At 63.9% G+C, this 19,763-nt stretch carries 18 protein-coding genes and 1 tRNA gene; 11 read left to right on the forward strand and 8 right to left on the reverse strand.

The window, feature by feature from the left end; genetic code table 11:
- Positions 1–110 precede the first annotated feature (110 nt).
- Both clpX and E3U23_RS02320 read right to left on the reverse strand, forming a co-directional pair.
- Positions 111–1,376, reverse strand: a complete 1,266-nt coding sequence (gene clpX / locus E3U23_RS02315) for an ATP-dependent Clp protease ATP-binding subunit ClpX (protein WP_279349566.1) — start codon at positions 1,374–1,376, stop codon at positions 111–113.
- Positions 1,377–1,541: 165 nt separating this feature from the next.
- Positions 1,542–2,252 carry an ATP-dependent Clp protease proteolytic subunit gene (locus E3U23_RS02320; protein ID WP_279349690.1) on the reverse strand — a complete coding sequence of 237 codons (711 nt, stop codon included), beginning with the start codon at positions 2,250–2,252 and terminating at the stop codon, positions 1,542–1,544.
- 199 nt (positions 2,253–2,451) lie between these two features.
- On the opposite strand from E3U23_RS02320, the gene E3U23_RS02325 reads away from it, so the two are divergent.
- Genes E3U23_RS02325 through E3U23_RS02335 form a run of 3 tightly spaced genes read left to right on the forward strand, consistent with a single transcriptional unit; the run spans position 2,452 to position 7,480 of the window.
- A complete protein-coding gene (locus E3U23_RS02325) occupies positions 2,452–4,551 on the forward strand; it encodes a TonB-dependent receptor plug domain-containing protein (RefSeq protein WP_279349567.1) in 2,100 nt (699 codons plus the stop codon).
- Between the two features lie 40 nt (positions 4,552–4,591).
- Entirely contained in the window at positions 4,592–6,082 is a 1,491-nt protein-coding gene (locus E3U23_RS02330) for an amidase (protein ID WP_279349568.1), read from the forward strand.
- Positions 6,083–6,088: 6 nt separating this feature from the next.
- Positions 6,089–7,480 carry a cation:proton antiporter gene (locus E3U23_RS02335; RefSeq protein WP_279349569.1) on the forward strand — a complete coding sequence of 464 codons (1,392 nt, stop codon included), beginning with the start codon at positions 6,089–6,091 and terminating at the stop codon, positions 7,478–7,480.
- Positions 7,481–7,555: 75 nt separating this feature from the next.
- On the opposite strand, the gene tig is transcribed toward E3U23_RS02335, so the two are convergent.
- Both tig and E3U23_RS02345 read right to left on the reverse strand, forming a co-directional pair.
- Positions 7,556–9,190 carry a trigger factor gene (tig, locus tag E3U23_RS02340; protein WP_279349570.1) on the reverse strand — a complete coding sequence of 545 codons (1,635 nt, stop codon included), beginning with the start codon at positions 9,188–9,190 and terminating at the stop codon, positions 7,556–7,558.
- A 65-nt stretch (positions 9,191–9,255) separates the two neighbouring features.
- A tRNA-Leu gene (locus E3U23_RS02345) sits at positions 9,256–9,340 on the reverse strand.
- Positions 9,341–9,492: 152 nt separating this feature from the next.
- On the opposite strand from E3U23_RS02345, the gene E3U23_RS02350 reads away from it, so the two are divergent.
- Genes E3U23_RS02350 through E3U23_RS02370 form a run of 5 tightly spaced genes read left to right on the forward strand, consistent with a single transcriptional unit; the run spans position 9,493 to position 12,220 of the window.
- Positions 9,493–9,741, forward strand: a complete 249-nt coding sequence (locus tag E3U23_RS02350; RefSeq protein WP_279349571.1) for a hypothetical protein — start codon at positions 9,493–9,495, stop codon at positions 9,739–9,741.
- A 12-nt stretch (positions 9,742–9,753) separates the two neighbouring features.
- Positions 9,754–9,933, forward strand: coding sequence for a hypothetical protein (locus E3U23_RS02355; protein ID WP_279349573.1), 180 nt, complete (start codon positions 9,754–9,756; stop codon positions 9,931–9,933).
- Positions 9,934–9,985: 52 nt separating this feature from the next.
- Positions 9,986–10,270, forward strand: a complete 285-nt coding sequence (locus tag E3U23_RS02360) for a DUF3297 family protein (protein ID WP_279349574.1) — start codon at positions 9,986–9,988, stop codon at positions 10,268–10,270.
- 49 nt (positions 10,271–10,319) lie between these two features.
- On the forward strand, positions 10,320–11,723 hold the full coding sequence (gene der, locus E3U23_RS02365) for a ribosome biogenesis GTPase Der (protein WP_279349575.1): 1,404 nt from the start codon (positions 10,320–10,322) through the stop codon (positions 11,721–11,723).
- The gene (locus E3U23_RS02370; RefSeq protein ID WP_279349576.1) at positions 11,723–12,220 is read left to right on the forward strand and encodes a DUF2721 domain-containing protein; all 498 of its coding nucleotides are present in this window, start codon (positions 11,723–11,725) and stop codon (positions 12,218–12,220) included. The genes der and E3U23_RS02370 overlap by 1 nt, the downstream gene beginning before the upstream one ends.
- Here the strand turns inward: E3U23_RS02370 and E3U23_RS02375 are convergent.
- Positions 12,217–13,500, reverse strand: a complete 1,284-nt coding sequence (locus tag E3U23_RS02375; RefSeq protein WP_279349577.1) for a DUF418 domain-containing protein — start codon at positions 13,498–13,500, stop codon at positions 12,217–12,219. The genes E3U23_RS02370 and E3U23_RS02375 overlap by 4 nt on opposite strands.
- A 20-nt stretch (positions 13,501–13,520) precedes the next feature.
- A complete protein-coding gene (locus E3U23_RS02380; RefSeq protein ID WP_279349578.1) occupies positions 13,521–14,384 on the reverse strand; it encodes an SPOR domain-containing protein in 864 nt (287 codons plus the stop codon).
- Positions 14,385–14,590: 206 nt separating this feature from the next.
- Here E3U23_RS02380 and E3U23_RS02385 point away from each other — a divergent pair, with 206 nt between their 5' ends.
- From E3U23_RS02385 to E3U23_RS02395, 3 genes are all read left to right on the forward strand, one after another.
- A complete protein-coding gene (locus E3U23_RS02385; RefSeq protein ID WP_279349691.1) occupies positions 14,591–15,307 on the forward strand; it encodes a ParA family protein in 717 nt (238 codons plus the stop codon).
- A 28-nt stretch (positions 15,308–15,335) separates the two neighbouring features.
- Positions 15,336–15,980 (forward strand): hypothetical protein, encoded by a 645-nt coding sequence (locus E3U23_RS02390; RefSeq protein WP_279349579.1) that lies wholly within the window; start codon positions 15,336–15,338, stop codon positions 15,978–15,980.
- Between the two features lie 63 nt (positions 15,981–16,043).
- Positions 16,044–17,378 (forward strand): SPOR domain-containing protein, encoded by a 1,335-nt coding sequence (locus E3U23_RS02395; protein ID WP_279349580.1) that lies wholly within the window; start codon positions 16,044–16,046, stop codon positions 17,376–17,378.
- Positions 17,379–17,449: 71 nt separating this feature from the next.
- Here E3U23_RS02395 and E3U23_RS02400 read toward each other — a convergent pair whose 3' ends face one another.
- Together E3U23_RS02400 and E3U23_RS02405 are read right to left on the reverse strand one after the other, a co-directional pair.
- Positions 17,450–18,682, reverse strand: coding sequence for a dihydroorotase (locus E3U23_RS02400; RefSeq protein ID WP_279349581.1), 1,233 nt, complete (start codon positions 18,680–18,682; stop codon positions 17,450–17,452).
- Positions 18,679–19,704, reverse strand: a complete 1,026-nt coding sequence (locus tag E3U23_RS02405) for an aspartate carbamoyltransferase catalytic subunit (RefSeq protein WP_279349692.1) — start codon at positions 19,702–19,704, stop codon at positions 18,679–18,681. Before E3U23_RS02405 ends, E3U23_RS02400 begins: the two co-directional genes overlap by 4 nt.
- Between the last annotated feature and the right edge of the window lie 59 nt (positions 19,705–19,763).

A 19,763-nucleotide genomic window follows, 5' to 3' on the forward strand; every position in this document is an offset into this window, starting at 1 on the left:
CGCAGTTCCGGCCGAAAGGACATCGATATCCTCCCGGCCGGCGAAAAGCGTTTCTGCTGTCGGACTTCGCCAGCGGTTCTTGCCGCAAACGAAGAGGAAGTGGGTCTTCGTCAGGCCGCCTCTTCCTTCTCGTCCTTCTTGCCGTGAACCTGGATCGGCTCCTTGCGGCCTTCGACAACGTCCTTGTCGATCACAATTTCGGTCACGCCGTCGAGATCGGGCAGGTCGAACATAGTATCGAGCAGGATGCCCTCGACGATCGAACGCAATCCGCGCGCACCGGTCTTTCGTTCGATGGCCTTTTCCGCGATCGTGCACAGGGCCTCGTTATTGAAGGTCAGTTCGACGTCTTCCAGTTCGAACAGCTTGGCGTACTGCTTGATCAGCGCGTTCTTCGGCTCGGTCAGGATCGTCACCAGCGCGTCGATATCGAGATCGCGCAGGGTGGCGATGACCGGCAGACGGCCAACGAATTCGGGGATCAGCCCGAACTTCAGCAAATCTTCCGGCTCGCCCTTTTCGAGCAATTCACCCACACGGCGCTTGTCCGGATCGGCGACATGCGCGCCGAAGCCGATGCTGCGCTTCTGCAAACGGTCCGCGATGATCTTTTCGAGACCTGCAAACGCACCGCCGCAAATGAACAGGATGTTCGTCGTGTCGACCTGCAGGAATTCCTGCTGCGGATGCTTGCGCCCGCCCTGAGGCGGAACGGAGGCGGTGGTGCCTTCCATCAGCTTGAGCAGTGCCTGCTGCACGCCCTCGCCGCTCACGTCGCGCGTGATCGAGGGGTTTTCCGCCTTACGGGTAATCTTGTCGATCTCGTCGATATAGACGATGCCGTGCTGCGCCTTTTCGACGTTGTAGTCCGACGCTTGGAGCAGCTTGAGGATGATGTTCTCAACATCCTCGCCCACATAACCCGCTTCGGTCAGCGTGGTGGCATCGGCCATGGTGAACGGCACGTCGAAAGTGCGCGCCAGTGTCTGCGCCAGCAGCGTCTTGCCGCAGCCCGTGGGGCCGACGAGCAGGATGTTCGATTTCGCCAGTTCGACGTCGCCGGATTTCCCGGCATGCTTGAGGCGCTTGTAATGATTATGCACCGCGACCGAGAGCACGCGCTTGGCGCGGTCCTGCCCGATCACGTAATCGTTCAGCGTCCGGAAGATTTCGGACGGCGGCGGAACGTCGCCTTCCTTGCGCCCGGCAATACCTGCCTTGGTCTCTTCGCGGATGATATCGTTGCACAGCTCGACGCATTCGTCGCAGATGAACACCGTCGGCCCGGCGATCAGTTTGCGAACCTCGTGCTGCGACTTGCCGCAGAAGCTGCAATACAGCGTGGACTTGCTATCGGTTCCGGTCAATTTCGTCATATCCTGCTTTGCCCTGCCAGTCCCAGCCGCTTCATAGATTCGCCAAGCATACGGCGCGGGGGGAATGGTTCAACATCATAGGTAGAGCAATCCCCTTGCCACAAGCTGAAGCGGCAAGGTTGCTCAATCCCTACGACGGTATTGTACGGTGGTTCGGGCGAACGCCTATTCCGGCGCGCCGCCCGATCCCTTGTCGGCCTCGGGGGTCGGCTTGTCGTCGCCCTCGGTATCGGGACGCGCTTCGAACACCTTGTCGACGATGCCGAACTTCATCGCTTCGTCGGCTTCGAGGAAGGTGTCGCGGTCCATCGCCTTCTCGATGTCGGAAAGGCTCTGGCCGGTATATTGCACATAGAGATCGTTCATCCGCTTGCGGATGCGCAGGATCTCGCGCGCCTGGATCTCGATATCGGACGCCATGCCGCGCGCGCCGCCCGAAGGCTGGTGGACCATGATACGCGCATTCGGCAGCGCGATGCGCATGCCGGGTTCGCCCGCCGCCAAGAGGAAGCTGCCCATCGAAGCAGCCTGCCCGATGCAAACGGTGGAAACGCGCGGCTTGATGTACTGCATGGTATCGTGAATCGCCATGCCAGCCGTCACCACGCCGCCGGGCGAATTGATATACATGCTGATAGGCTTCGACGGGTTCTCGCTTTCGAGGAACAACAGCTGCGCCACGATCAGCGAAGCCATCGTGTCTTCCACCTGCCCCGTCACGAACACGATGCGTTCGCGCAGCAGGCGGCTGAAGATATCGAACGCGCGCTCGCCCCGGCTGGATTGTTCCACCACGGTCGGCACCAGCGCGCCGGTGAACGGATCGCGGATGTACGGGTCCTGCGTGGAAGCGTCGGAAGCGAACGGGTTGATCATGAAAGTCCTCTCGTCGAATGGATCGGCGCCTATTTCGCGATAGGCGCGCGCCAGTTCAAGGGGGCAATCGCCGCGGCGCATTCGTTTTGCAGGCCCCGTGGCGTTTGTCGGATTTCCATGCCGTTGGTCGAACGGCACGTTCCCGCGGCGGCGGACAGGTGCATTATGCAAGCAATACACAACGAACAGGGACGAGACGATGCGGGCGATATCGAAGCGGGGCACGGCGCTGATGGCGCTCATCGCCTGTTCGCATCCGGCGGCGGCGCTGGCGCAAGACAGTCCGGAGGAAGCCGATTTGCCGCCCGTCCAGCAACAGGACGCTTCGGACACTCGTCGCATCTACGAACCCGCCTTCTTCGAACGCTTCGCGCCGCGCAACGCGCTCGACATGGTGGCGCGTATTCCGGGCTTCGCGATCACCGGCGGCGACGATAACGGACAGCGCGGGCTCGGTCAGGCGAACCAGAACGTCATCGTCAACGGACAGCGGTTTTCCAGCAAGTCCGACGGCGTGCGCGACCAGCTCGCCCGTATACCCTCAAGCGATGTCGTGCGCATCGAACTCGTCGACGGCAATACGCTGGACATTCCCGGTTTGACCGGCCTCGTTGCCAACGTCATCGTCGAAAGTTCAGGCGCATCGGGCCAGTTCCGCTATGTCGCCGGCTTTCGCGCCTACAACACCGAACCGCAGCTCTATGGCGGCGAGATTTCGCTATCCGGCAAGAGCGGCAAGCTTGATTACAAGGTCGCCCTGTCCAACAATAACGAGCGGTTCGGCGCCGACGGGCCGACCATCCTCTACGGGGCGGACGGCGCCGTCATCGAGGAACAGTACACAAGCTTCTCGGGTGCGTTCGACAATCCCAAGCTGGCCACAAATTTCACCTACACCTTCGGACCGCGCACGATCGCCAATCTCAACCTGAGCTATGGCGAGGACTTCTACTATCGCACCGATCCGGAAACCGGGCGCCCCCTCCTCGGTCCGGTGCGCGTTCGCGACAACGTCTCGCGCGAAGACGGACCGGAATACGAGATCGGCGGGGATTTCGAATTCCCGCTGGGGCCAGGCAAGCTTAAGCTGATCGGACTGGAACGCTTCGAACGCGACAACTTCTCCAACGACCTGATCGATTCCTTCGGCAGCGAGGCCCCGCCCGTCGGCTCGCGCTTCCTGCAAACCAACGGTATCGGCGAACGGATCGCGCGCGCCGAATACGGCTGGGCGATGTGGAAGGCGGACTGGCAGCTGTCGGGCGAGGCGGCGTACAACCGGCTCGACCGGGTCTCGTCGCTGTTCCTGCTGGGTTCTGGCGGCGAGTTCGAGGAAATCGATTTCCCGGCCGGCACGGGCGGGGTGAAGGAAGACCGCTACGAAACCTCGCTCAGCGTGTCGAAAAAACTGTCGAACACCCTGTCACTCCAGGCGATCGGCGCGGCGGAATTCTCGACGCTCACACAGTCAGGTTCCGCCGCCAATTCGCGCAGTTTCACGCGGCCTAAGGGCTCGCTCGCGATGACATGGAAGCCACGCGCAGATCTGGACGTCTCGCTGACGCTTGCCCGCCGGGTGAGCCAGCTGTCCTTCGGCGATTTCCTCGCCAGCGTTTCACTCGGTAACGACAACCAGAACGGCGGCAACAATGCGTTGGTCCCTTATCAAAGCTGGGACATCGAGCTCGAAGCGAACAAGACGCTCGGCGCATGGGGCTCGCTGCGTTTCCAGGCACGGCAAGGCTGGTTCGAGGATTTCATCGACTGGTTTCCGCTGCCCGATGGCGGCGAAGCGCGCGGCAATATCGGCAGCGCGGAGCGTACCCACCTCGAACTGTCCGGCACGATCAACTTCGATCCCGTGGGCTGGCGCGGTGCGCGGCTCGATTTCACAGGGATAAAGCGCTGGATGACCGTGACCGACCCCTTCGTCGGCGGGACGCGGCCATTCTCCTACGACCTGATCGACCAGCTCGAGGGCGATTTCAGGCAGGACATCCCGCGCAGCGACTGGGCCTACGGCGCATCGCTCTTTACGTTCAATCCGGCAGGCTATTCCCGCCGCTACGAATTCGGGCGGGATTGGGAAGGCCCGACCTTCCTCGACCTGTTCGTGGAGAACAAGGATGTGTTCGGCCTGACCGTGCGCGGCGCCGTGGGGAATATTCTCGGCGCGCGCAACCGGTTCGAGCGGACGGTGTTCGACGGTTCGCGGCCCGATGGCGAAATCCTGTTCGTAGAGCAGACCGACCGCCGGATCGGCCCGACTTTTCGCGTCACGATCACAGGCGACTTCTAGGCCCGCTTGCAAGTTCGGGGCGATCTGCCAAACCGGCGGCATGCTTTTTCGTTTGCTCAGCGCCACCGCGCTCCTTGTCCTGGCCTCCCCCCTAACCGCGCAGGAGGCTTCGCCCGACGATGCGGCCGAGCGGGTTCAGCGGATTGCGGAGCTCGACGATGCAGGCCCGATGCTCAATGCCGTGATCGCCTACGATGCCGGGGCAGCCGCGAAAGCCGCGGCGGTTTCGCCGGACAGCCTGCTCGCCGGGCGCACGGTGCTGGTGAAGGATAATATTGAAACGCGCGAATGGCCGACCACGGCCGGCAGTCTTGCCCTCGCCGATAATCGCACCGGCCGCGATGCGCCGCTGATCGCCAATCTTCGTGCGGCAGGCGGCGTGGTGCTCGGCAAGACCAACCTGTCCGAATGGGCCAATATCCGTGACGACAATTCGACCAGCGGCTGGAGCGCGGTCGGCGGGCTGACCCGCAATCCCTTCGCCATCGACCGGAACAGCTGCGGTTCGTCCTCGGGCAGCGGCGCGGCGGTTGCGGCGGGCTTCGCCTGGGGTGCAATCGGGACCGAGACCAATGGCTCGATCACCTGCCCCGCCAGTATCAACGGCGTGGTCGGCTTCAAACCTAGCGTCGGCCTTGTCAGCCGCACGCATGTCGTGCCGATTTCCAGCACGCAGGACACCGCGGGCCCCATGACGCGCAGCGTGGCGGACGCCGCCATGTTGTTGAGCGCGATGGCGGGAGAGGATGCCGCGGACCGCGCGACCGTGGGTATTGACCGCCGCGCGGACTATCACACCGGCCTCGCCGATTTCTCGCTTCAAGGTGTCCGGATCGGCGTGATGCGCAACCAGATCGGGGACCGCGACGATGTGCGCGCCGTGTTCGAGACCGCCCTTGCCGACCTCGAAAAGGCGGGCGCCGTGCTGGTCGATATCGAGTTCGAGCCGAACGAGCAGATGTATGCCGACAGCTTCGCCGTCCTGATGTTCGAATTGCGCGAAGAGATGGGGAAGTATCTCGCCAGCCTTCCCGGCGAGACCATGCCGCGCAGCCTCGCCGACCTCATCGCGTTCAACGAAGCGAATGCGGACACGGAAATGCGCTGGTTCGATCAGGACCTGTTCGAGCAGGCGGAGGCGACGACCGACCGCGACGCCTATGAAACCGCCCGCGCCAACGCCGTGCGGATCGCGGGCGAGGAAACGCTCGACATGTTGCTGGCGGACAATGACGTCGCCTTTCTCGTCGCGCCCACGCGCGGGCCGTCATGGACCAGCGATCTCGTCAATGGCGACAACTACAATGGCTCGATCGGCTTCGGCTCGCCCGCCGCAATTGCCGGCTACCCGCACCTGACCGTGCCGATGGGCGCCGTGGAAGGTCTGCCGGTGGGGATCAGTTTCTTCGGCGCGAGGTTCGACGATTTCGCGGTGCTGAAAGTTGGCCAAGCTTACGAGAACGCGCGCAGTGCAGCCCTGCCTGTACCAAGCTTCGAGCGCTGGACCCCTGCCTCCGCGCAGCCGGACTGACGGGCGATGCTGGACCTCGACCCGCGTATTCTGATGTTCGTGCTGTTCGGCGCGGGACTGATGCTTGCCGTCTCGCTCGAACGACTCCTCGCGCGGTTCTGGCTCTCCCTTCCGATCCTTTATGTCGCGATCGGGTATGCGGTGTGGTCGCTCCCGCTGGACCTGCCTTCGTTCAATCCCGCTTCCGACGGGTTCGATGCGCTGACCCTCGAATATGTAACCGAGTTCATCGTGATCGCGTCGCTCATGGCGGCGGGGATCGCGATCGACCGGCCCGTGAGCTGGAAGAACTGGCGACAGATCTGGCCCTTGCTGGCGATCGCCATGCCGATCACCATCGCGGCAGTCGCGTTCCTCGGCTGGTGGGCGCTCGGCCTCGCCCCTGCCAGCGCCATCTTGCTGGGCGCCGCAATGGCACCGACGGACCCGGTTCTTGCCCGCAGCGTGCAGGTCGGCCCGCCCGGACAGAACAAGCGCCATGACGTGCGCTTCAGCCTCACGGTCGAGGCGGGGCTGAACGATGGACTCGCCTTCCCCTTTACCTATCTCGCCATAGCCGCGGTCGGCATGACGGCTTTGGGGGGCTGGACCCTCGAATGGTTCGCATTCGATTTCGTCTATCGTATCGCCATCGGCATCGCGGTCGGATGGGCGGTGGGGCGCATCGGTGCGTGGTACGTGTTCGAGCGCGAGGCCGATGCGCCGCTCACGGAGATCGACGAAGACAGCGAAGACGAACCGAGCCGCCCGGAATATTCGACCAGCGAGGGCCTCATCGTGCTCGGCACCTTGCTGCTGGCCTACGGTCTGGCCGAAGTGATCGAGGGTTACGGCTTCCTTGCCGTATTCGTCGGCGCGGTGACCGCCCGCCAAAGCGAGAACCGCAGCCGCTATCACAAGATCAGCCATCATTTCATCGACCAGATCGAGCAGATTGTGCTGGTCGCCGTCCTGTTCGGCTTCGGCGCCATGCTGGCGAGCGGCGTGCTCGATGCTCTCGATTGGAACGACGTGCTGGTGGGCCTTGCCCTTATCTTCCTGATCCGTCCGTTGGCCGGGCTCTTATCGGAAAGCCTTTCCAAGCTGCGTTTCCCCGGCAAGCTGGCAATCGCGTTTCTGGGCGTGCGCGGAATGGGCTCGATCTATTACCTGTCTTACGGCCAGAACAACGGCAACTTCCTGCAGATGCCTGAATTATGGGCGGTCGCCAGTTTCACCATTCTCGCCTCGATCATCGTGCACGGCATCGTCGCCGGGCCCTTCATCGCCGCCGTCGAACGGCGCGGCTTCCATGTTCATCTCGGCGAGAATGCTGAAATACCAGGGAAGGACGAAGAGGAAGAGGAAGACACCGAAACAGTTGAAGTCGACGAAGCCGACACGGTGAAAGCGCGCTAAACCGTTTCGCGCATAGAAAAAGGGCGGCGGGATGATCCCGGCCGCCCTTTCTATGTCGCTTTGCCGTGAGCCCGATCAGCCGTCCGACTTCTTCGGGGCAGCCTTCTTCTTGGCCGGAGCCTTCTTTGCGGCAGGTTTCTTGGCGGGCGCCTTGTCGTCGGCATCGGCCTTCTTCGCCGCCGGCTTCTTGGCAGGGGCTTTTTTGGCTGCCGGTTTCTTGTCGTCCTCGTCTGCAGCCTTCTTCGCCGGCGCCTTCTTGGCGGCAGGCTTCTTCTCGGCGGCGTCGCCGTCCGCATCGTCGGACTTGGCGGCGGCCTTTTTGGCCGGCGCCTTCTTCTTCGGGGCGGCCTTCTTCTTTTCCGCCGGCTTCTGCTCGGCGTCCTCGTCCGCTTCGATCGCGGCTTCGAGTTCCTCGCGCGTCACTTCGCGGTCGGTGATTTCGGCCTTGTCGAACAGGAAGTCGACCACCTTGTCTTCATACAGCGGGGCGCGAAGCTGCGCGGCAGCCATCGGTTCCTGCTGGATGTACTGGATGAACTTCTGCCGGTCCTCGTCGCGATATTGCTGCGCCGCCTGCTGGATGAGCATGCTCATTTCCTGCGAGGTGACCTGGACGTTGTTCTTCTGGCCGATTTCCGACAGCAGCAGGCCGAGGCGCACGCGGCGCTCGGCGATGCGCCGGTAATCGTCCTTCTCGTCTTCCATCTCCTTCAACATGGCGTCGGCATCGTCGGAACGTGCCGCTTCCTGCTGGAGCTGGGCCCAGATCTGGTCGAACTCGGCATCCACCATGCCTTGCGGCACGGCGAAATCGTGGCCGGCGGCCAGCTGGTCGAGCAGCGCGCGCTTCATCTGCGTGCGGGTGAGCCCGGCGGTTTCCTGTTCCAGCTGGCCGCGGATCAATTCCTTCAGCTTGTCGAGGTTTTCGAGGCCCATGTTCTTGGCGAACTCGTCGTCCACCTTGGTTTCGTCCTCGACCTTGACCTGCTGCACGGTCACGTCGAATTCGGCGTCCTTGCCGGCAAGATGCGCGGCCTGGTAGTTTTCCGGGAAGGTGACGGTAATCGTCTTTTCCTCGCCCGTTTTCACGCCGGTCAGCTGCTCTTCGAAGCCGGGGATGAACTGGCCGGAGCCGAGCACCAGCGGCGCGCCTTCGGCCTTGCCGCCCTCAAATTCCTCTCCGTCGACGCGGCCAACGAAATCGATGATCAGCTGGTCGCCGTCCTTCGCCTTGCGGGTCTTGGCGGCATCCTTGTAGCTCTTGTTCTGGCCGGCGATGCGCTCGAGCGTCTCGTCCACCTGCGCCTCGTCCACCGGAACGGTCAGGCGTTCGATCTTCAGCCCGTCGGTATCGGGTGCCTCGACCTGCGGCAGCACCTCGAGTTCCATGGTGAGGGTCGCGTCCTTGCCCTCTTCATAGCCGTCGCCCATTTCGACCTTCGGCTGCATCGCGGGGCGCAGCTCGTTGTCGGCGATCGTCTTGTCGACCGATTCGCGGATCACGTCGTTCACCGCCTGCGCGTGGATCTGCTCGCCGTGCATCTTGCGCACCAGATTGGCGGGCACCTTGCCGGGGCGGAAGCCGGGCATGCGGACCTGCGGCGCGATCTTCTTGATCTCCTTGGTCACCCGCCCCTCGATTTCGTCGGCGGGGATGGTGATCGCATAGGCGCGCTTCAAACCGTCATTGGTCGTTTCTTTGATCTGCATGAATGGCTTCTCTTGGACAGGTCGGTTGTTTCAAATGGCACGAAGGCCTGCGCCGGGGCGGAGATTGGTGCGGGCGAAGGGACTCGAACCCCCACATCTTTCGATACTGGTACCTAAAACCAGCGCGTCTACCAATTCCGCCACGCCCGCATGCCCGAACGAAGTTGCGCATCGGCGGGATGCGCCGCGCGTGTAGGCGCGTGCCTCTAGTCTTATGCGCTGAAAAGGGCAAGCGCTGCGCCGCAATCGGGGAACGCGGCCGGTTCACCGGTCGTTCTCATCACGAAAGGATCGCGTATACCATGACTGATTACGAGACCCCAAAGGTACCCCCCGCCACCCCGCCGACCATCGATCCCAAGGTCAAACCCAAGACCGCGGCGGAAATGGAAGCCGAAGGCGAGCGCGAAGGCGACGTGCTTGCCGACAAGACCGAACCCGACGAGATCGATATCGAGTCGGAGAAGGCCATGCGCGCCTCGGTGGAAGGCGGCGAGGATGGCGAGGGCGAGCAGGCGCTGGATGCAGCGACCATGCTGCCGCCAGATTGAAAGGATCACGACATGGCGACCCAACCCGACCCCACCCCCGATACGATCGAACCCGGCGCACCGCAGGAAATGCCGTCCGATCCCTCACCCGCCGAAACCCCGGTGCAAGACCCGCCGGGATTCGAACCGCCGCAACCCGATACCGACAATCCGGATCGCGGCATTCCCGAGACGCACCCTCCTCCGGATTGATCGAACCGTTTGATCTTGCCGCTTGGCCGCGCCCGCATTATCGCGCGCGGCCATGAGCGACGATACCAAGCCCGACACCCCGCCCCGCCATCTCTCGGTCAACCCGAAGAGCGCGCATTTCGACGTCGAAGTCCTGAAGCGTGGCGTCGGCATCCGGTTCAAGGACCGGCAGCGCACCGATATCGAGGAATACGACATCGACGAAGGCTGGGTGCGCGTTCAGGCGGGCAAATCGGTCGACCGAAAAGGCAATCCGCTCACGCTCAAACTCAATGGTCCGGTCGAGGCATGGTACGAGGATCTGGGCGAGGACGCGCCAGTCGCGAAGGCGGACTGACCGCTAATCCTTGCCAAGGCCCGAAGGACGGGCCACTTGCGCTGTTGCTATGAGCGCTCCCGAAAAACCCAAGGTCATCATCATCGGCCGCCCGAATGTGGGCAAGTCCACGCTGTTCAACAGGCTGGTGGGCAAGAAGCTCGCGCTGGTCGACGATCAGCCCGGCGTCACGCGCGACCGGCGGCTCGGCGATGCGGAGATCGCGGGTCTCGAGTTCACCGTGGTCGACACCGCCGGATGGGAGGACGAGGACGCCGAAACCCTCCCCGGCCGGATGCGGCAGCAGACCGAGGTGAGCCTGGAAGGCGCGGATGCGGCGATGTTCGTCATCGACGCGCGTGCGGGCCTCACGCCGATGGACGAGGAGATCGGGCGCTGGCTTCATACGCAGCCGGTGCCGGTGGTGCTCGTCGCCAACAAGGCGGAAGGCAAGGCGGGCGAAGCGGGCATCTTCGAAAGCTACAGTCTGGGCTTCGGCGAACCGCTCGGCATTTCGGCGGAGCACGGCGAAGGGATTGCGGATCTGTTCGGCGGCTTATGGCCGATTATCGGCGAAAAGGCCGAGGGCGGCGACCGTCTCGACACGCCTGTCGAAGATAGCGAGGAAGAAGACGAAGCTTCGCGCGGTCCGCTCAAGCTCGCCATCGTCGGACGACCCAATGCGGGCAAATCCACCCTCATAAACCGGCTCCTCGGCGAAGATCGCCTCCTCACCGGCCCCGAAGCCGGCATTACGCGCGATTCGATCGCCGTCGATTGGACATGGACCGATCCTAGATCAGGCGAGCGGCGCGACATCCATCTCGTCGATACCGCCGGGATGCGCAAACGCGCGCTGGTGGTCGAAAAGCTGGAGAAGCTTTCTGTCGCCGATGCGCGCCGTGCGATCGATTTCGCGGAAGTGGTCGTCCTCCTGCTCGATGCGACGCGCGGCCTCGAATCGCAGGATTTGAAAATCGCCAATATCGTCCTCGAAGAAGGGCGCGCGCTGATGATCGCGATCAACAAGTGGGACGTGGCAGAGGAAGCTTCGTCCCTGTTCAACGGCATCAAGGCCGCGCTCGGCGAAGGGCTGGCGCAGCTTCGCGGCGTGCCGTTGTTCGCCGTATCCGCGAAGACCGGCAAGGGGCTCGACCAGATGCTCGGCGCCGCGTTCGACCTGCGCGAGGAATGGTCGAAACGCGTCTCGACCTCCGCGCTCAACCGCTGGTTCGACGATGCCCTGATGGCCAATCCGCCGCCCGCGCCCAAGGGCCGCCGGATCAAGCTGCGCTATATTACGCAGGCCAGCACCCGCCCGCCGCGCTTCGTGGTGTTCGGCACCAAGCTCGACGCGCTGCCAAAAAGCTACGAACGCTATCTCGTCAACGGCATCCGCGCTTCTCTCGGCTTCCAGCATGTGCCGATCCGCGTGGTGCTGAAATCGCCGAAGAACCCGTACAAGACCGACTGATGCCGCCGCTCGAACTCCTTCTTTCCGCTTCCCTCGGCTTCGATCTGATCGAGCGCACGAGCTCCACCGTGCGGGTGCAGCATGTCGTGCAGCTGAGCCTTGCACCGGCTTTCCTTCTGGCCGGGATCGGGGCGGTGATGAACGTGATGACCAATCGCTTGATCTGGGTCGCCAACCGGATCGACCGCATCCTGATCGCCGACGAGGCGGGCGAAGCCGGCGAATTGACGCAGGACCTGCCCGCGCTCGAGAAACGCCGCGTCCATGCGCAGCGCGCGGTCATGCTCAGCACAGCGGCGGCCTTGACCATCAGCATCGTGATCATGCTGCTGTTCGTCAGCGCCTTCGTCTACTTTCCGCTGGGTACGCTGGTGGCGAGCATGTGGATGCTCACCATGATCTTTCTGATCGGCGGTCTGACTTCCTTCGTGTTCGAAACCCGCACCGCCGCCTTGCGTAATCGCGAGCGCATGAAGCGGCGGCGCGAGCGGACCTAGCGCCGCAGCGCGAACCGCTTGCCATAGGTAAGGCAGCGCCACAGCCATTCGAGCGGCCCGTAGCGATAGCGCGCCAGCCACGAATTCGACCACGCGAGCATCAGCGCCCATGCCGCGAGCACGACGAGATAGAGCTGTCCCCGCGTCAGGTCCCCGAACAGGCCGCCGGCCCAGCCGTCGAACACCAGCATCATCACGACCGAAGTACCGAGATAATTGGTGAACGCAGCGCGGCCCGCAGCCGAAACGCGCTCCGCCAGCCAGCCGCTCGCCCGCGCACCCCACAGCGCGAGCAGTGCGGCTAAACCCAGCGTCATCAGAAGCCGCGGAATGGGCGACCAGCCGGAGAACGCGGCCAATGTTCCGTAATAGGTAAGCCCGGCATTCTTCGTCGCAATCGCGATCCACAGGGTCAGCGCGCCACCGACGATCAGTCCGGCCCATCCCCATAGCAAGACCTTGCGCCGATCCATACGCCCGTCGAACAGGCCGAACCGGTATAGCGCCATGCCGATCAGCATGAGCGGCAGCGTCTCAAAGGCGAACAGGAACAGCGTTGCGGCCAGATCATCCCAGTGTTCGCTTGCGCGGTGGGAGACGATGTCGGCATAGGAGCCGGTCTCGTGCAGTCGATCCTCCACGGCCGCATCGGCGAGGTCCACCCGCTTGCCCTTCTCCAGCCCCTCGCGCATTTCGACCACCGCCGCAGGCGCATCGTCCTGCGGCGTGTCGGCCACGAACTGCAAAGGGATCGTGAAAATGCCGTACAGGATGGCGCCCCCGATATAGCCAACGACCCCCAAAACCATCTGCCGCTTGGCGCTCAGCCGGATGAACAGCAGGGCGGCAAGTCCGGCGCAGGCATAAAGAAACAGGATATCCCCGCGCCAGATCAGGAAGAAGTGGATCAGGCCGAAAATCCCTAGGAACAGAAGCCGCCGCGCCTGAAGGCCCCGCCCCGCCCCGCGCTCCCACGCTTTCTCCATGAACAGGTACAGCCCCGCCCCGAACAGGAGGGAGAACAGCCCGCGCATCTTCCCGTCGATCGCCACGAATTGCGCGACCCACATCCAGTTTTCCGCTTCGCCATGCGGTGTAGTGAACGCGCCGGGAAACATATAGGCCTGGAACGGCTGACCGAAGGCGACGATATTGGCGGCGAGGATTCCCATCACCGCAATGCCGCGAATGAAATCGAGGCTTCCGATGCGATTGCCGGCCACCGCCACCGGTTCGGGCTGATCGACGGCAGCGGCCGCCTCGTCCGTATAGGTCGTCATTTTTCCCCCTTCGGCATTTGCTAACGTGTCACGAGACACTCGACCTTGCCGCGCTTCAGCGAACGACAGGCGCGCCGGGCTTCCGCAAGGTTCGCGAACCCGGTCGCATAAAGCACGGTGAGCTTTCCGGCGGGCTCGTCCAGCCGCGTCTTTCCGGCCAGTTCGGGCCTGCCCGATACCTTGCGCCACATCCGCTCGACGTTGCCATTTACCGCGAAGGCGCCGAGTTGGACCTTCCATTCGGAGGACAACCCTCCCTCGGGCATTTGCCGAACCGCGGGTGATTCGGCGCTCGCCACGTTCGTCGTCGCCATATCGCCGCCCTGTGCCAGCGCCGGGACCAGCTTGAGGCCGGAAACCTTGTCTTCCGGTGGCAGGTTTTCTTCCATGTTCGTCAGCGCATCGCTCGCTTGCGGCAGGCCCGCGCGACTCGCGAGCGTCATGTAGCCATAGGCGCGCGGCCAGTCGCGCTCGGTGCCGTCGCCGTTGAAATAGGCCGTGCCGAGCAGATAATAGGCGCGCGGATCGTTGCGCGATGCCGCCCCTTGCAAAAGGCCGAACGCTGCCTTCCGCTCGCCGCGCAGATACATGAGGATCCCGTAATTGTCCGCTGCCCGCAGATTGCCCTTGGCGGCAGCGGCCGCATACAACTCTTCCGCCTTGACCGTATCGGTCTCGACCCCTCGGCCCATACGATAGGCTTGGCCGAGATTGAACATCGCATCGGGATCGCCCATCGCCGCAGGGCCTTCCCATTCGCGCACGGCCGCCTCGTAATCGCCGGCTTCCCAAGCATCGACGCCGGCCTGCGTATCGGCGGCAAGCGGTGCGGCCGTGCACAAGACGGCGCCGACCAAAACGTTCAAACCCCAACGAACCGTCATTGAAATCCCCCCGTCGTTCGAACGCCGCCTTTTAGCGGTTTCGCCTTGGTTAGCAAAACATTGCCTGACGCCCCGCCCGCCGCCGCGCGAAAAGCCGGTCCGCGATTAACGCAAAATTAGTTCTAGTCTGCGAATTCGGTTCTCGAAGTCGCCGCATAATTTCGATGCGGCATCGGATCGAACAGGCGCAATCAGGGGGACCAGCCTTGCGTGTACTGGCTTTGGCATCGCAAAAGGGCGGATCGGGTAAGACCACGCTCTCGGGACACTTGGCCGTTCAGGCCCAGCTTGCAGGTGCAGGCCCGGTCGTCCTGATCGACATCGACCCGCAAGGTTCGCTCGCCGACTGGTGGAACGAGCGCGAGGCGGAACTGCCCGCCTTCGCGCAGACCACGGTGGCGCGTCTTGCCAACGACCTCGCCATCCTGCGCCAGCAGGGTTTCAAGCTCGCGGTGATCGATACGCCGCCCGCCATCACCATGGCGATCCAGTCGGTAATCTCGGTGGCCGAACTGATCGTCGTGCCGACCCGCCCCAGCCCGCACGATCTGCGCGCCGTAGGGGCCACGGTCGATCTTTGCGAACGGGCCGGAAAGCCGCTGATCTTCGTCGTCAATGCGGCGACGCCGAAGGCCAAGATTACCTCCGAAGCTGCGGTGGCCTTGAGCCAGCACGGCACGGTCGCGCCGATCACCCTTCATCATCGCACCGATTTCGCCGCTTCGATGATCGACGGACGGACGGTGATGGAAGTCGATCCGGAAAGCCGCTCGGCCGCAGAGGTCACCGCGCTGTGGAAATACATCGCGGATCGTCTCGAAAAGAATTTCCGCCGCACGGTTTTCGCCGCGCCCAACTCGCAATCGGTGATGGCCGGTGCGTATCGCCCCGCCGGTGGCTTCGGTCGCCGGGTGGCGCAGTAAGAGACACGCTCAGGCGGAGGACTGCCGGATGACTGACGCCAGTTTTGCTTCCCTTTCCTCGACCCTGCTTGCGCGCAAGGGCGGGGCCAAGCCCGCCATGCGTCCCCAATCGACCATCCCCGGATTGGTGAACGGCGCAGCCGCCGCCGCGAATCTGGAAGATCTCGGCTGGAACGACATGGGCGAAGGTGCCACGGCGCTCACCGCTGCATCGCCGAAACCCGCGGATGAGGCGAATGAATACAAGTTCGCCGAGGTCATCTCCTTCGGCGACAATACGGAAATCGACGGCGAGAGCCGCAACGACGTTCGCGAATCGCTGGACCGTATCGCGCAGCAGATGGAGACGACGCCGGAAGTCGAAGACGCGGAGAGCGAACCGAAGGTCTTCGCCTCGCTGACCGTTCCACCGGAAGAGAAAGCCAAGGAGCCGACGGTCGTGCCCGCCGAGCCAGAGCCGGACCCCGTTCCGACGCCGCGGCCCAAGGCCGTCATTACGAGCGCGCGCCGTGCGGCCTTCACGCTCCGCCTCGATCAGCAGCGCCACCTGATGCTCAAGCTCGCATGCACTGTAAGAGGTTGCAGCGCACAACAGCTCGTAAGCGATGCGCTTGACGGCGTGCTCGCCGAAATGCCGGAAATTGCTTCTCTCGCCGCGCAGGTGAAACGCTAGCCGAAGTGACCGCCCAAAAGACCGAAACCTTAAGATGCGTGGGATCGCCTTCAGGGGGATAGAATGACCAAGACTAGAAACACCCGCTTCGTCCGCCTCGCCGTGACCACCGCGCTCGCCACGACGGCGCTGGCAGGCTGCACCGGAAAGGTTGCGCCCACTGCGTCGGCTTCGGCCGCGAAGGCGCAGGTCGCCTTGGAAAAGGGCAAGGGCGAAAAGGCGGTTCGCCATGCGGAAGCGGCGGTGCTCGCAGCACCTCGCGATGCTCAGACCCGCGTCCTGCTGGGCAACGCCTATCTGGAAGACGGCCGGTTCCTTTCCGCTGCGACGAGCTTTTCCGACGCGATCGCGCTTGGCGACACCTCGCCGCGCACCGTCATCAGCCTCGCACTCGCACAGACCGGAATGGGGGATTCTCGGTCGGCAGTCGAAACGCTGGAGCGCTGGGAAGCGGCGATCGATCCTGCCGATTTCGGTCTTGCCATCGCGCTGGCCGGCGAGCCGCAGCGCGGTGTCCATATCCTGAGCAACGCCATCCGTGGCGGCGAGAACACGGCGAAGACGCGGCAGAACCTTGCTTATGCCTACGCGATGGCCGGCCAGTGGCGAGAGGCGCGCCTGATGGCGTCGCAGGACGTGCCTGCCGGAGAACTCGGCACGCGCATGGCCGAATGGGGCGCACTCGCCAACCCGGCAAACAGCCGTGTTCGCGTCGCCCATCTCCTCGGTGTCGAGATGCAAAACGATGCGGGCCAGCCTTCGATGCTCGCACTGTCGAACAATCCCAGCATCGATCAACTTGCTACCGAAGCTTTCGCAGCATCAGATACGTCCGCCGAAGCGTCCGCCTTCGCCATGGCGAGCGAGCTGCCGGCGCTCGACAGCGATGCGGCCGCTCCCGCTGATTTAGGTGAAGTGGCCTATGCCGAAGGACCGGAGGCCGCGCCGGGCCGAATGGTCGGCGGTACGCGCTTCGTCAGCCGCGAAGTGGTCCAGCCGCTGCCAGACACGGCGAAGCGCGCTCCGGCACCGCGCCGGACCGCCAATGCGACGACGCCCCGCAACGCCAAGCCCAGCCCGGTCCCGCAGATCGCGCTCGGCACCGGTGACTACAATATTCAGCTCGGCTCGTATTTCTCGATGTCCGACGCCCAGGCGGCGTGGAGCAAGTTCCAGCGGAACTATCCCGAACTCGGCAATGCCAAGCGTTCGATCACGAAGGCGCGCGTGGGCGGAAAAATCTACTACCGGGTCGCTGCAACCGGCTTCGCGAAACATTCGGCGCGGGCCATGTGCTCCACCGTCAAAGGCAAAGGGGGCGGCTGCATTGCCTATGCGGCGAGCAATCCGCTTCCCGGTGCACTCTCCAACGGAAATATCCGGGTAGCAGCGCGGTAATTCAACGCTCCGCGCATCCAACTCCTCCACCGAATACCCAACCGCCCCCGCACAACTTGCGGGGGCTTTTTTCAGGCTTCGATGCGAACCCCGCCCTTGAACAATGCAAGGACCCGGCCCTGCACCGGCTGACCGTCGAACGGAGTGTTGCCAGCACTCGCTTCCATCTTCTCGCTTTGCACGATCCAAGGCTTTTCGGGATCGACGATGGCGATATCCGCCTCCGCCCCTTGAACAATCATCCCGGCTTTCACGCCCAGCAATCGGGCAGGCGCGCGGGCGACAAGGTCGAAGGCGCGCACAGTGTCGATAAGGCCGTCGCGCACCAGGCCCAGCACCATGGCCAGAAGCGTTTCCGCCCCCGCCATACCCGGCATCGCATCCGCGAAGGGCAAGCGCTTGTCTTCCGGACCGCGCGGATCGTGGCCGCTGGCGACGATGTCGATCGTGCCGTCCGCGATCGCCTCGCGCACCGCATGCCGATCGTCCTCACAGCGCAGCGGCGGGGAGAGGCGCGCGAAGGTGCGGAAATCGGCAGTCGCGAGGTCGGACAGCATGAAATGCGCCGGCGTCACCCCGGCCGTCACCTTCTCGCTTGCCGCCTTGGCGCGGCGCACGAGATCGAGGCCGGCGCGTGTCGTCACCTGCCGGAAATGTATTTGGGCGCCAGACATCCGTGCCAGCGCAAGGTCGCGCGCGATGGCGATGGCTTCGGCTTCGGCAGGGGCGCTGGGAAGGCCGCTGCGCGTCGCGTATTCGCCCGCCGTCGCCACTGCATCGCCGGTCAATCCGCCGTCCTCTGCATGGACGACGACCGGCATATCCAGCATCGCAGCATATTGCAGCAGGCGCAGCATCGTCCCGCTGTCGGCGATCCAGCGCCGCCCGGTGGCAACACCGCGCGCACCCGCCTCGCGCATCAAAGCAAGCTCGGCGATCTGCGCGCCGCCCAAATCCCGCGTCGCGGCGGCCAGCGGATGCACCCAGAGATCGGGCTTCCCGCTTTTCGCAATGTACGAGACGCGGCTCGGGAGATCGAGCGCCGGCGTCTGGTCGGGCATCAAGGCGGCGCGCGTGATCCCGCCGAAATGGAATGCCGGCTTGTCGACCGCGAACACCCCGCAATCGACGAGGCCGGGAGCAATTAGTTTTCCCCTTGCATCCAGCGTCTCGTCGCCATCCAGCGGTGCGACATCGCCGATCTCCTCGATCATGCCGTCCACCAGCCGAACGGCCCCGTCCTGCAAGCCCTCGGGCGTGACAATGCGCCCGTTCACAATCGTAAGCGGCGCGGCCTGCTTCATGCGCCGTCTCCCCAACCCGCGATTCCGCGCCGACGGCGCGTCAATACGTCGAGGCAGGTCATCCGTAGTGCGACGCCCATCTCCACCTGCCGGGTGATGATCGACCGGTCGAGCATATCGGCGACGTCGCTGTCGATCTCCACCCCGCGGTTCATCGGCCCGGGATGCATCACCAGCGCATCGTTCGCCGCCGCGGCGAGGCGCTTGCGCGTCAGGCCATAGAGATGGTGATATTCCCGCTCGGACGGGATGAACTGCCCACTCATCCGCTCGGCCTGAAGCCGCAGCATCATCACGACATCGGCACCGGCGAGCGCCTTATCGAAATCGTAATGAACCTCCGCGCCCATCTCCGCGATGCCGGAGGGCATCAGTGCAGGCGGCGCACACAATCGGACCGTCGCGCCCAGCGCTTGCAGGCACAAAAGGTTCGAACGTGCGACCCGGCTATGCAGGATGTCGCCGCAGATCACGACCTTGAGGCCCGTGAAATCGTCCGCCGTTTCGCCCCGTTCGCGCAGCGCGTGGCGCAGGGCCAGCGCATCGAGCAGCGCCTGCGTCGGGTGTTCGTGTTGCCCGTCGCCCGCATTGAGGACCGGGCAATCCACCTTGCTCGCGATCAGGGCCGTCGCCCCGCTCGATCCGTGCCGGATGACGATTGCATCGGCGCGCATGGCGTTCAGCGTGATCGCCGTATCGATCAGCGTCTCGCCCTTCTTCACGCTGGAGGTCGCGGCATGCATATTGACCACATCCGCGCCCAACCGCTTCCCCGCGATCTCGAAGCTCAGCAGGGTTCGGGTGGAATTCTCGAAGAAGGCGTTGATGATCGTCAGCCCCGCCAGCGTTTCGGCGTGCTTGGCGCTCTTCCGATTGAGCGCGATCCACTGTTCCGCCTCGTCGAGCAGGAACAGGATTTCGTGCCGCTGCAGATGGCCGATGCCGAGCAGGTCGCGGTGCGGGAAGGCCTGTGCACCCGGCGGATAGCGGGTCGCAGGCGGCGGGGCGGACGAAGCTGTCATTAAAGCCATGCCCTTAATCGAGTGCCATAGCCCCCTCAAGCACATTCGGGTGGCGCCCC

This window comes from Erythrobacter litoralis, assembly GCF_029760855.1.
Taxonomy (GTDB): Bacteria; Pseudomonadota; Alphaproteobacteria; order Sphingomonadales; family Sphingomonadaceae; genus Qipengyuania; species Qipengyuania litoralis_A.